Origin of the sequence: Leucobacter coleopterorum (assembly GCF_011382985.1) — a bacterium.
Lineage (GTDB): Bacteria > Actinomycetota > Actinomycetes > Actinomycetales > Microbacteriaceae > Leucobacter > Leucobacter coleopterorum.
Window position 1 is genome coordinate 1,147,654 of sequence record NZ_CP049933.1, and the last position, 11,841, is coordinate 1,159,494.

The following is an 11,841-nucleotide window of genomic DNA, read 5'->3' on the forward strand; positions in this document are numbered from 1 at the left end:
ATGAGGGGTGACGAACGGGTGTGACAGGGTGAAGGGGGTGTGAAGTTATGCGTCGATAACGAGGTTGCTGAGCGGAGTAGAACAGCACGGCAAAAATTTGCCAGCTTCAATTTCACGGGCGCGGATGCCACCCTGGTGGTTCATCTCAACCTCGCCCTCGAGTTTGACTGACTTGCACGAACCGCACATACCCTCTTGGCAATTCACGCCGATCCGAACCCCCGCACGCTTGGCGATCTCAAGAACCCGCTCGCCCGGATTAATGCGCACGTTGAGTCCGCTACGCACAAATGACATGGTGAGACTGCCTGAACCAACGGTTGTATATGAGGCTCGGGTTGCCGCGGAGTCTGAGGCACCGTGCGGATTGGTATCTACCGACTCCTCTGTCGGCTCAGCGATGAGGTTTGCGGCCTCCGCGGCCTCGACGTTCTCTTCCGCGTACTCGTCGGCAAGTTTCTCTGCCATTGCGACTTCTTCTGCGTATTCAACGCGGGTCTCACGGTCTCCGCTGAAGATTTCAAGGTTCACCCCGGTATCGTCAACCCCCACGTCCCGCAGCAGTTCGACCGCGGTGTCCAGATAACCGGCGGGGCCACAGAGATACACCTGGCGACCGGTGATGTCTGGTGCAACCCTGTTCAGCATGTCTGCGCTGAGGCGACCTGACATCCCCTGCCACTCGTGATCGGGGTTTTTGCTTCCCAGCGAGGTGAACACCCTGATGCGCGGGTCCGTCGCAGCGAGGTACTGCAGTTCTTCTGCAAACGCGAACTCTTCTGGGGTTGCCGCGTGATAGAGAAGGATCGCGTCGATCTTGCCGGGGAGGGAGTGGATCGTGCGCATCATCGACATGAGCGGGGTGATCCCAGATCCTGCTGCGAGCATGAGGTAGCGTGCGCGACGATCTCTGTCTGGCAGGTGAAACGCACCCACCGGGCCGAGCACTTCAAGAACCGTGCCCGGCTGCACGTGCTCGTGTGCCCACCGCGACACTAGGCCCTCAGCATCACGCTTGACCGTGATCGAGAAGGTCCATGGTTGAGTTGGGCTGCTTGAAAGCGAGTAGCTCCGGTCGACCGGATCCTCATCGTCGCCGTTCACCGGAAAAGCAATGTTCAGGTACTGGCCCGCGCGAAAGGAGAAGGGGTTGCCGTCTGCTCTGCGGAATACAAACGTCATCATGTCGCCGTGTTCTACAACGGTTTCGACACACTCGGCAAGAAACTCCTGCGGGTGTAACTGCTGAAACACCCGAGCCGCTCCCGAATCGGGGTCTGCTTCTGCAGCGTTTTGGAGCGCCCGGTTCCAGGGCATCTCGAGGCCACGAATGCCCCGAGTCGGGGAGCTAGGGTTGCGGTGGGGGTCATGCGAGGTGTTCCTGCATGCGCTGCCTGTACCAGTCGATGAACATCTCAACCTGGTACTCGCTCTTCATGTAGGGCCCCTGCTCGTAAGCCGGGCTCGATGCGCCCTTCTGGCATAGAGCCACGAAGTTTGCGTCCTGCAGGTTGGTTTGCTTCCAGGTGTGGGTGAGCGTGTCGAGATCGTAGTCGACTCCCTCAACCGCATCGTCGGCCACAAGCCAGGTGGTGCGCACCAGGGTCTGTCGTTCGTTGATGGGGAATGCCGCGAAAGTAATGACGTGATCCGAGAGCATGTGGAACCAGCTGTTGGGCTGCAGGTGCAGCGAGCACCTGCCGAGTCTAAAGTCGGGTAGGTCACCGAGCAGCTTCTTCGATAGGCGCCGGCCACTCTCCGAGAATGACTCGCCGTGACCGTCAAGAGATTCGCGGGATATTCGGAACCCTGCGATGCGAGTGTTGAGCTCTTCTATCACTCTGTAGGGCAGGCCATAGCGGTCGCAGCGATCCTGGAGCTCCTGTTCCGCGGTCTGATTGCGATCCCAGACCTCCTCCAGATGCGGAGGAATGAGTCCGTCTGAGAGCCCCCAAGTTGGGAAGAGTGAGCAGGCAAGCTCGGGGTGGCCGTCGCAGTGGTAGCACTCGCGATTGTTCTCCATAACGAGCTTCCAGTTGCCCTCTTCAAGGATGTCCTGTTGGTAGGCCACCTTGGTTTTGTTGAGCTCGTGGGGCAACAGATACGGCTCGATGGTCGGAATGATCGCGTCGAAATCCTCCGGGGGTTCGGTCGCCAGACAGATAAAGACAAGCCCCGCAACCACCCTGCTGTGAGCGCGCTTCAGCGCAAAACAGTCTTTATCGAACTTCTCGCCTGGTGCTGAGGCCGCGTGAATGAGGGTGCCGTCCGGTGCGTATGTCCACGAGTGGTAGCCGCAGACGAGATTGCCGGTGGTTCCCGACTGCTCTGTGAGCACTCGCGCCCCTCGATGGCGGCAAACATTGTGGAGTGCATTGACTCCGCCATTGTCGTCGCGCACCAAAATGAGGGAGTGGGGACCGTAGTCGACCGTGACGTAGTCGCCCGGCTCGGGGAGTTCTGCGACGCTCGCGGCGAAAAGCCAGTGGTTCCCAAAGATGCCCTCCATGTCGGCATCGAACACTCCGCGGTCAGTGTAAAACGGGTCTTCAAGTGAGTAGCCGATCCTCCTGCGCTCAAGAAGCTGTTCAAGCTGATCGATCGTTTCGCGCGAAACAACCGAAGTGGAGGGGTAGAAACTGTTGTCGTGCGGGGTCTGGTCGCTGTAAAAGTCATGTCTCGTCTCCTGATACTCGATACCGTGCGTCGGGGTTCGAGACTGCACCGTCGTTGGTGCGTATGCCTGTGGCAGTGGGGAATTCGAACGTGCGACGTTGAGTAACACGATACGGAGTCACCTACATGCAATAAAAACGCAAAATTTAGTGCAATAACGTGCAGAATATTCGTATGATTGATCATCGCCTTACAACACTTCGCACCTTCGCTTCCTGCGGCACTATTGCTGCCACAGCCGAACTCACGGGCTTTTCTCCATCCGCTGTCTCCGCGCAGTTGAGAGAGTTTCAGCGGTCGCTCGGCATGACGTTATTGGTCAAAGACGGCAGGAATTTGAGGCTTACCGCGACCGGGCGTGATCTTGTGAACAGATCCGATGCGGTCGTAGTCGAGTGGGAACGCACCAGGGCGGCTGCGCTGAGTGCTGGACAACAGACGCAGAGACGGTTTGGGATTGGCGGCTTTTCTACGGCAGCAGCAAACCTTCTTGCGCCGCTGGCCGCAAATTTGCGGGTGATGCGGCCTGAAGTGCAGGTGGGCGTGATTGAAGCGGACCCGGAACGCTGCCTCAAGTTGTTGACCGCAGAGCGCCTGGACCTGGCGGTGATTGTTGCAGCCCAGGCCGATCCAACACCAGGTGAATCTGCTTTCGAGCGGATCGAACTGCTCACCGACCCGCTCGACGTGATGATGCCGAGTGCCCACCCGCTTGCTCAACGAGAGTCGGTGACCCTCGAAGAGTTGGCTGGGGAAGATTGGATTACCGATGCCGAGGGAGGGCCTTACCAGGCTCTGTTTGTTGCTGCGTTTGCTTCTGTCGGGTTATCGCCGCGCGTGCTGCACGAGGCGATTGAGTGGGAAACCGCCATGGCGCTGGTTGGGGCAGGCTTGGGGCTAGGGTTACTTCCGCGTTTGGTGAGTGTGGATCGTGTGCCCAACGTTGCGAGGGTGCGGCTTGCTGGCTCCGTGAGGTCTAGTCGGCGAATTCTTGCTGTGGTGAGGCGAGGCAGCGCAGAGTCTCCGTTGGTCGCAGAATCGCTTGAAACGCTCCGTGACATCGCGAAGGCCATTATGCATGAGCGCCTGCTGAGTGAGATTTGACACTTGACTTTTTCTTCAGTGACCCGCAGGCTGCTTGAACAAGATGTTTTAGTATGTAACTGATATGCCAGATGGTAAATGGGAATAGTGAATAGGTGACTGAGGAGGCTCAACGATGAGCAACAAAGCAGTGAGTTACGCAGGGCCGGGAAAAGTGGAGGTCATCGACATCCCATTCCCCGAGTTTGTGCTGCGAGATGGCCCGGGCGTCCATCCCGCGAACGTGGGGCGGAAGGTGGATCACGGCGTGATTCTTCGCACGATTGCCACCAATATCTGTGGGTCTGACCAGCACATGGTTCGAGGGCGCACAACCGCACCAGAGGGTCTTGTGCTGGGCCACGAGATTACCGGTGAGGTAGTGGAGATCGGCCGAGATGTTGAGTTCGTGAAGGTCGGCGACGTTGTCTCGGTGCCTTTTAATATTTCTTGTGGGCGCTGCCGAAATTGTAAAACCGGTGCAACCGGTATCTGTTTGAGCGTGAACCCAGACCGTCCAGGATCCGCCTACGGCTACGTCGACATGGGCGGGTGGGTCGGCGGACAGGCGGAATACGTGCTGGTGCCCTACGCAGACTGGAACGTGCTGAAGTTTCCTGATCGCGAGCAGGCCATGGAGAAGATCCTCGACCTGACGATGCTGTCAGACATTTTTCCGACCGGGTTTCACGGCGCGGTGGGTGCGGGTGTCGGTGTTGGCTCAACTGTGTATGTCGCGGGTGCCGGCCCCGTGGGTATTGCAGCTGCGACCTCGGCGCAGCTGCTGGGGGCGGCAGTCGTCATCGTCGGTGACCTCAACGCTGACCGTCTTGCTCAGGCCCGCAGTTTCGGGTGCGAAACGGTTGACGTATCCTTGGGAGACCCGAAAGATCAGATCGAGCAGATTCTAGGCGTACCCGAGGTCGACTGTGGCATTGACGCCGTGGGGTTTGAAGCACGAGGACACGGACGCGAAGCCCAGACTGAGCAACCAGCCACGGTGCTGAACTCGCTCATGGATATTACTCGTGCAGGCGGAAGTCTTGGCATCCCAGGGCTGTACGTGACGGGTGACCCCGGAGCGGTTGATGAGGCCGCCAAAGTCGGATCACTGTCAATGCGTTTCGGTCTCGGCTTTGCCAAGTCGCACACCTTTGTGACCGGCCAGTGCCCCGTTATGAAGTATCACCGCGGGCTGATGCAGGCGATTCTGCAAGACAAGGTCACGATTGCGAAGAACGTGCGAGCCACACCGATCTCTTTGGCGGGTGCTCCCAACGGCTATGCCGCCTTTGACGATGGTGCCGCACAGAAGTTTGTGATCGATCCGCACGAGTTGATTCCACGATAGGCAATCGTGAGTAAGTAGTGGTGGGTCGCGCGCAGATGGCGTGCGGCCCACTTTCGCTGTACCTGAAGAGTGGTGCCGTTAGACTGGGCGGGTGCTGAAACTCGCTGTGTTGATCTCTGGTGGCGGTAGCAACCTCAAAGCGCTGATTGAAGCGGCCGCGGATCCAAGCTATCCGGCACGGATCGTGTGCGTTGGGTCAGACACCGAAGCTCCCGGACTTGAGCACGCTCGAGCCGCCGGTGTGCCCACTTTTGTTGTGCGTCCGCAAGACTCTGACAGCCGCGAAGAGTGGGGTCAACTGCTGGCAGCGGCCATCCAAGAACACGGTGTTGGCACCGGGCCCGAACCAGGACTTGTTGTGAGCGCGGGGCTTATGCGCATCCTGCCCGCCGGGTTTGTGCGCGAGTTCTCGCCGAACCTCATTAACACACACCCTGCGCTCTTGCCACTTTTCCCCGGTGCCCACGCTGTGCGTGACGCGCTCGCCGCAGGGGCCACTGAGACGGGGGTTACCGTGCACATTATTGATGAGGGTGTCGATACCGGTCCCGTCTTGCGGCAGGCACACGTCGAGGTGCAGCCGGAGGAGACCGAAGAAGAACTGCACGAGCGCATCAAGCAGCTCGAACGCCCGCTACTTGTGCGCACCGTGCGTGATATTGCGCTCGACACGCTCGACCTCGTTCAGATTTCACAGCAGCACCAGTCGTAACGACACACTCAAAAGGAGCCCCGCCACATGGCAGTACAGAGCCACGATCCCAGCCTCTACACGCACCGCGACCAGATCCCGGTTCGTCGTGCACTCATCTCGGTGAGCGACAAGTCTCACCTCTTGGATCTCGCCGAAGCGCTCACCGCTGCCAACGTTGAGATCATCTCCACCGGCTCAACCGCCGCGACCATCCGCAATGCAGGCCACCCGGTAGTCGATGTTGCCGAGGTGACGGGTTTCGCCGAGGCGCTCGATGGCCGAGTCAAGACGCTGCACCCTGCTGTGCACTCGGGGCTTCTCGCGGATTTGCGCCTCGCAGACCACCGTGAACAGCTTGAGCAACTCGGCTTTGCTCCGTTCGAGCTGGTTGTTGTAAACCTCTATCCTTTCGAAGAGACCGTGGAGTCGGGCAAGCCCGCCGCCGACATCATCGAGAATATCGATATTGGTGGCCCGGCGATGGTGCGAGCCACAGCGAAGAACCACGCCAATGCGGCGATTGTGGTGGATCCGGCTCGCTACGACGAGGTCATTGACGCCGTGCAGAACGGTGGCACCACACTTGAGCTGCGACGCTCGCTCGCGACCGAGGCGTTCATGCACACCGCAAACTACGACGGTGCGGTTGCGAACTGGTTCCTTGATCAAGAAGACGTCGCTTGGAGCGACGCTCCTGTGGACGAAGCTGAAGACGCAGAAGACACCGAACTTTCAATCGACATGATTTTTGAGGCTTCTGAAGACGCCTCGCTCAACGACAAGACCATTGGCTACGAGATGCTTGGCATGCGCGAGGCTGTGTTGCGCTACGGCGAAAATAGTCACCAGCGCGCAGCGCTCTTCACTGAACTGCAGGGATCCGGAATCGCGCAGGCGACCCAGCTGCACGGTAAAGAGATGTCGTACAACAACTACGTCGATGCTGACGCCGCGGTGCGAGCTGCTTACGATCACGAGCGGCCCGCGGTTGCAATCATCAAACACGCAAACCCCTGTGGGATCGCGGTGGCACCCGAGGGTGCGGCCGATCCCATCGCGGCGGCACACGAACTCGCACACGCCTGCGATCCCGTCTCGGCGTTCGGTGGTGTGATCGCAGCGAACCGCGTCGTAACCGCGCAGATGGCGCAGACCGTTGCCGAGATCTTCACCGAGGTTGTGGTTGCGCCAGGCTTCGAGCCAGAAGCGCTCGCGATCCTCACCCAGAAAAAGAACGTGCGTTTGATCGTGCTGCCCGCGGACTTCGAACAGAACCCCGTTGAGATGCGCCAGGTCTCGGGTGGCTTCCTAGTGCAAGACACCGATCGTTTCTTTGCACCCGCCGCCGAGTGGCAGCTCGCTGCCGGCGAGCCAGCCGATGCTGAGACACTCGCCGAGCTTGAGTTTGCGTGGCGGGCGTGCCGCGCGGTGAAGTCGAATGGAATCCTGCTCACGAGCAACGGTGCCTCGGTCGGGGTCGGCATGGGTCAGGTCAATCGCGTCGATTCCTGCCGCCTCGCCGTCGAGCGCGCCGGTGAGCGGGCCCGTGGGGCAGTGGCCGCCTCCGACGCCTTCTTCCCGTTTGCTGACGGACTGCAGGTGCTCCTTGATGCCGGCGTTCGCGCTGTTGTGCAGCCCGGTGGTTCGGTTCGCGACCCCGAGGTGGTTGAGGCCGCGACCGCTGCCGGAATCACCATGTACTTCACGGGTGAGCGACACTTCTTCCACTAAGCATCCCGCGCGGCAACTCGCGTCCCCCCCGGCATCTGCCGTCAATATAGGAGAGAATGGTTTCATGGAAATTGTTAAGGGGATTTTGGTCGTACTGCACATCATCGGTTTTGGCGTGGTACTTGGTGGAACGCTGGCTCAGCTGCCCGCCGTGAAGCTCGGCAAGGCTCGCATTCTGCCGGGTGTGCTGCACGGTGCCTCGCTGCTATTCGCAACCGGTTTGCTGCTCGTGGGCACGATCTACATGCTGGGTGGCCAGCCGAACAACATGAAGATTGGTGTGAAGCTGCTTGTGCTGATCGGCATCATCGTGCTGATTCTCATGAACCGCAAGAAAGAAAACGTCTCAGGGGGAGTGCTCGGTGCTATCGCCGGGCTCTCGATTGTGAACGTTTGCCTGGCGGTTCTGTGGTCCTAGGCTCATTGAGCTAGTCTCACTCAGAGAAACGCGAGAGGGTGCCGATTTCGGTGCCCTCTTCGTTTTTTATCACGAGCTTGTCGCCGGAGATTTTTGCAGCGTGTGCCGTCTCTAGCCAGGTATCGACACCCTCGCAGAGCATTCGCGTGGATCGCATCGCGCCGAGATCAATGGTGCCGTCGTTGGCCTCGGTGAAACTGCCACCCACCGTGTTGCAGCCGTCGGTGCCGGTGTACTTCCCATCGGCAGTGAACTCAAGCGAGGGTGATCCCTTGGCTTGCGGATCGCCCCAGGTGCCCTCGATGCTTCCCGTGCTGTCGGCAGTGCCAGTGCCGTCGGCAGATCCGGTGCACGCTGAGAGTAGGATCGCCGCGACCATTGCCGCCGCAAACATTGAGGTGCGTAGAACTGCTGATTTCATGGGGCCAGCATATTCCTCGGCACCTTCGTACGGCTACCCCATTGAGTCAGTTTTGTGGACTTGACTTTGCAACTCTACCCCTGGGCTGCGGTGCCCCAGGCTTGAGACTCGCCCGCGCGAGCAAGGGCCTGCGGAACGCCGAGCGGGTTCGCGTCGCGGAGTGTCTCGGGCAGGAACGCCGCTGGTGCATTCTGGTAGGCAACCGGGCGCAAGAATCGCTTGATCGCGGAAGAACCAACCGAAGTGCTCGTATCGTTTGTTGTTGCGGGCCACGGACCTCCGTGCTGTTGAGCCGGGGTAACAGCGACACCGGTTGACCAGCCGTTGAAGAGCACACGGCCGACTTGTTGGGAGAGAGCTTCAACGAGGGCGCGAAGCTCGGCCGCGTTTGCTGTCTCCCCGGTGGCCTCGTTGGAACTGAGGTGGAGGGTGCCGGTGAGGTTACCCTCGTAAAACTCGGGCATGAGGGCTGCAAGGTCCGTGCCCTCCGGGGTTTCGACCAGAATAGAAAGCGGCCCAAACGCCTCTTCGACGAGGGCTTCCTTGTTCGCGCGGAAATCTTCGAGCGAGACAGCAACGATGGTGGGGGTCGCCCAGCCGTGCCCGGCCTCGTCAAAACGAATTCCACCTTCGATGACCGGTCGGACGCCGCTCGCGGTCACGATCGCCTCGCGCCGCTCGTTGAAGCTGCGGGCAATGCGGGGGTCGAGGAGTCGGTGTTCGGAGAGCTCGCCCGCAGCGGCTTGAATTGCCTCGGGCAGCGCGGACCCCTCTGGAATGAAAGCAAAGCCTGGCTTTGTGCACAGCTGGCCCGCGGATCCTGAGACGCTCACGAGGTAACCCGAAGCGATGTCGACAGCACGCTCCTCAATCGCGGCCGCGGTGATAAACACGGGGTTTACCGAGCCGAGCTCGCCGTAGAACGGGATCGGCGCTGGGCGAGACGCCGCGATGTCGGCGAGTAGGCGACCGACGTTGATGGAGCCGGTGAAGGCTCCGGCCTTGACGCGGGGGTCTTTCAGAACGGCAACACCGGCCTCGCGTCCGTGGATCAGTTGGAAGGTTCCGGCGGGCATTCCCGCCGCGGTGAGCGCAGAAGTCGCGACCTCGGCGGTGGCATCGGAGAGGTCAGGGTGGCCCGAGTGTGCCTTCACAATGAGCGGGCACCCCGCCGCGAGGATTGCGGCAGAATCGCCGCCCATCACCGAGAATGCGAAGGGGAAGTTTGACGCGGAGAAATTGATGACCGGTCCGACTGGAACATGGGTGCGGCGAATATCGGGGCGCACGCCGAGCGCGAACTCCGGGTCGGCGTAGTCGATGCGGGCATCGAGGTACGAGCCGTCAACCAGTGTGTCAGCGAAGAGACGCAGCTGAACAGCCGTGCGCGTGACCTCGCCGTTGAGGCGAACGTCGGTCAGCCCGGTTTCGCGCATTGCGATCTCAACAAGTGAAGCCTTCGCGGCTTCGAGGGCGTCAGCGACCGCAACGAGTGCATGGGCACGCGCCTTCGGGCTGGTTGCGGCTAGCGCAGGAGCCGCTGCGGTCGCGTTTGCGACGATGTTCTCGAGTTCCGGGGAGAGAGCTTCGGCGGTCATACCTGAATCCTTCGATGGTGTGTGGGTGCCACTGGCGTGGCGCATCCCGTAAGTCTGTCACGGGAAGTGAGACGCGCGCCTGTTCACCTCGCACAGTTTTGAAAAGTGGGGCAGTGCGAGGTTGCGCCCGTCGCTCACAGTTGCCGGATATCGGAACCCGCGGCCGAGTTATCCACAAAAGTGGCATTCTCGCGTCTTTGCTTTTCTCTTCGACCTAGCGTGAAAAACACCTAAGTTTCGCCCTGAAAGGAACAAGGGGCTCGGTCACTGTCCCGGACGGATTGCGCGTTGAACCGCACGAGCTCGCCACTGCCGAAAACCCCAAGACGCTCGGGTACGACGTAGTGTTTAATGGGATCAACAACGAGGTGCACGCCAAGAATCCCGACCTGACGGTAAACGGGGAGCTCTGGGAACTGAAGAGTCCGAGATGAACTTCGGAAAGAAGTACAATCCAAGATCAGTTCAAGAAAGCCCAAAGACAAGCGCGAATAGCGGTCATTGACGTGCAGCGATGTGGGCTGCCGGATGATCTTGCGTTACGGCAGATCAGACGTCGATTCCACGGGCAAAAGAGAATTGTCCGAATGTTTGTCTTCGATCATGAAGACCGGGTGACAGAGTTGAACCACGGTGATAATCTATAGAGAGAAGCGGCAGGCATCCCACTAGGCGAAAGCTCGGGTAGCCCGGCCGCTTCTCTCGTTCTCGCGGTGCTACGCCCTCGGTTGCTGCTGCGTGATGCAGTGGATGCCGCCGCCGCGCGCGAAGAGCGGACGCGCGTCGATGCCGATCACCTTGCGACCCGGGTACACCTCTCGCAGTGTTGCCAATGCTTGATCGTCGGCAGGATCATTAAACGAGCACGCGAGCACGGCCCCGTTGATGACGACATGGTTGATGTAGCTGTAGTCGACCCAGCCCTCTTCGTCGCGAAGCGCTGTGGGTGCGGGAATGTCGATGATCTCGAAACCAGCGGAGCGGTCATCGCGGTAGCGCTCTGCGACCTCGCGGTTGGCCTGCGAGATCATGCGGTCGGGGTGGGAATCGGAATCCTGCCGGTGCATGAGTAGGTGATCGGGTGTGGCAAACGCCGCCAGAATGTCGGAGTGACCGCGGGTACCGAAGGTGTCGTGGTCTCGAGTGAGGCCGCGCGGAAGCCACATGGCGCTGGTGGTGCCAATCGTGCGGTTGAGTTCAGTCTCAACCTGCTCGGCCGTCCACCCAGGGTTGCGGCCCCGGTCGAGTTGCACGGTCTTGGTGAGGATCACATGCCCCGTGCCGTCGACCTGAATGCCGCCGCCTTCGTTGGTCATTTCGGAGTTGATGAGCGTGGCACCAGCTGCTTCGGCAACAATTCGACCGATGTGCTGATCCTTGTCCCACTGCGCCCAGTCTTGCCCACCCCAGCCGTTAAACACGTAGTTGACGGCACCGAGTTCGCCGTTCTCTCCGAGAACGAAGCTGGGGCCGATGTCGCGCATCCACGCGTCATTCAGAGGAGCCGATAGCGTGTCGATCTGGCTGGAAAGGTAGCGCGCCGCGATTGCCTCGTCGCCGGGATTGACCACGACGGTGACCGCTTCAAACTCGCTCGCCGCGTTGGCGACCGCGGCCCAGGTGGTGCGGGCCTCTTCGACCTCTGCCTCGGTGTCGCCGAGCGTGTAGCCGGTTGTTGGCCAAGCCAGCCAGAGTCGTTCTTGTTCGTGTCCTTCGATGGGCATGCGCCACGTGGTCATCTTGAGATCTCCTGGGTGGGTAGGGAAGCGGGCGGGAGTAAGAGTGCACTCATTCTAGCCTTTACTGGCGGAGTGACCAATAAGAAGAGTCGCTCATCGCGCGGAATCTATTCATCTATAAATATATGAA

At 60.2% G+C, this 11,841-nt stretch carries 12 protein-coding genes; 7 read left to right on the forward strand and 5 right to left on the reverse strand.

Going from position 1 to position 11,841, the window contains the following annotated elements; translation table 11 throughout:
* Positions 1-45: 45 nt before the first annotated feature.
* Positions 46-1,317: a ferredoxin reductase gene (locus tag G7066_RS05335; protein ID WP_166329598.1), complete on the reverse strand. Its 1,272-nt coding sequence runs from the start codon at positions 1,315-1,317 to the stop codon at positions 46-48.
* 49 nt (positions 1,318-1,366) lie between these two features.
* Positions 1,367-2,602 (reverse strand): aromatic ring-hydroxylating oxygenase subunit alpha, encoded by a 1,236-nt coding sequence (locus tag G7066_RS05340; protein WP_244303376.1) that lies wholly within the window; start codon positions 2,600-2,602, stop codon positions 1,367-1,369.
* A 248-nt stretch (positions 2,603-2,850) separates the two neighbouring features.
* Here G7066_RS05340 and G7066_RS05345 point away from each other — a divergent pair, with 248 nt between their 5' ends.
* The 5 genes from G7066_RS05345 to G7066_RS05365 all read left to right on the forward strand — a co-directional run bounded on the left by G7066_RS05345 (position 2,851) and on the right by G7066_RS05365 (position 7,953).
* Positions 2,851-3,780, forward strand: coding sequence for a LysR family transcriptional regulator (locus G7066_RS05345; protein ID WP_166329600.1), 930 nt, complete (start codon positions 2,851-2,853; stop codon positions 3,778-3,780).
* Positions 3,781-3,895: 115 nt separating this feature from the next.
* Positions 3,896-5,110, forward strand: a complete 1,215-nt coding sequence (fdhA, locus tag G7066_RS05350) for a formaldehyde dehydrogenase, glutathione-independent (protein ID WP_166329602.1) — start codon at positions 3,896-3,898, stop codon at positions 5,108-5,110.
* 91 nt (positions 5,111-5,201) lie between these two features.
* Complete coding sequence (gene purN, locus G7066_RS05355; RefSeq protein ID WP_166329604.1) at positions 5,202-5,822, forward strand: phosphoribosylglycinamide formyltransferase; 621 nt, start codon at positions 5,202-5,204, stop codon at positions 5,820-5,822.
* Between the two features lie 27 nt (positions 5,823-5,849).
* Positions 5,850-7,535, forward strand: a complete 1,686-nt coding sequence (gene purH / locus G7066_RS05360) for a bifunctional phosphoribosylaminoimidazolecarboxamide formyltransferase/IMP cyclohydrolase (RefSeq protein ID WP_166329606.1) — start codon at positions 5,850-5,852, stop codon at positions 7,533-7,535.
* Positions 7,536-7,599: 64 nt separating this feature from the next.
* Entirely contained in the window at positions 7,600-7,953 is a 354-nt protein-coding gene (locus tag G7066_RS05365) for a hypothetical protein (RefSeq protein WP_166329608.1), read from the forward strand.
* A gap of 16 nt (positions 7,954-7,969) precedes the next feature.
* Here the strand turns inward: G7066_RS05365 and G7066_RS05370 are convergent, their stop codons facing one another.
* Positions 7,970-8,374 (reverse strand): META domain-containing protein, encoded by a 405-nt coding sequence (locus G7066_RS05370; protein ID WP_166329610.1) that lies wholly within the window; start codon positions 8,372-8,374, stop codon positions 7,970-7,972.
* A 74-nt stretch (positions 8,375-8,448) separates the two neighbouring features.
* Complete coding sequence (locus G7066_RS05375; RefSeq protein ID WP_166329612.1) at positions 8,449-9,972, reverse strand: aldehyde dehydrogenase (NADP(+)); 1,524 nt, start codon at positions 9,970-9,972, stop codon at positions 8,449-8,451.
* 281 nt (positions 9,973-10,253) lie between these two features.
* On the opposite strand from G7066_RS05375, the gene G7066_RS05380 reads away from it, so the two are divergent.
* The gene (locus G7066_RS05380) at positions 10,254-10,406 is read left to right on the forward strand and encodes a hypothetical protein (RefSeq protein WP_166329614.1); all 153 of its coding nucleotides are present in this window, start codon (positions 10,254-10,256) and stop codon (positions 10,404-10,406) included.
* An 18-nt stretch (positions 10,407-10,424) separates the two neighbouring features.
* The gene (locus G7066_RS17800; protein WP_166331920.1) at positions 10,425-10,619 is read left to right on the forward strand and encodes a hypothetical protein; all 195 of its coding nucleotides are present in this window, start codon (positions 10,425-10,427) and stop codon (positions 10,617-10,619) included.
* A 69-nt stretch (positions 10,620-10,688) separates the two neighbouring features.
* Here G7066_RS17800 and G7066_RS05390 read toward each other — a convergent pair whose 3' ends face one another.
* A complete protein-coding gene (locus G7066_RS05390; RefSeq protein ID WP_166329616.1) occupies positions 10,689-11,711 on the reverse strand; it encodes an agmatine deiminase family protein in 1,023 nt (340 codons plus the stop codon).
* Positions 11,712-11,841: the final 130 nt, after the last annotated feature.

Bases quoted from the DNA above. Each gene is read 5' to 3' on its own strand.
- G7066_RS05335 (WP_166329598.1), bottom strand. From the start codon at position 1,317: ATGCCCTGGAACCGGGCGCTCCAAAACGCTGCAGAAGCAGACCCCGAT.
- G7066_RS05345 (WP_166329600.1), top strand. From the start codon at position 2,851: ATGATTGATCATCGCCTTACAACACTTCGCACCTTCGCTTCCTGCGGC.
- fdhA (WP_166329602.1), top strand. From the start codon at position 3,896: ATGAGCAACAAAGCAGTGAGTTACGCAGGGCCGGGAAAAGTGGAGGTC.
- purH (WP_166329606.1), top strand. From the start codon at position 5,850: ATGGCAGTACAGAGCCACGATCCCAGCCTCTACACGCACCGCGACCAG.
- G7066_RS05365 (WP_166329608.1), top strand. From the start codon at position 7,600: ATGGAAATTGTTAAGGGGATTTTGGTCGTACTGCACATCATCGGTTTT.
- G7066_RS05370 (WP_166329610.1), bottom strand. From the start codon at position 8,374: ATGAAATCAGCAGTTCTACGCACCTCAATGTTTGCGGCGGCAATGGTC.
- G7066_RS05375 (WP_166329612.1), bottom strand. From the start codon at position 9,972: ATGACCGCCGAAGCTCTCTCCCCGGAACTCGAGAACATCGTCGCAAAC.
- G7066_RS05390 (WP_166329616.1), bottom strand. From the start codon at position 11,711: ATGACCACGTGGCGCATGCCCATCGAAGGACACGAACAAGAACGACTC.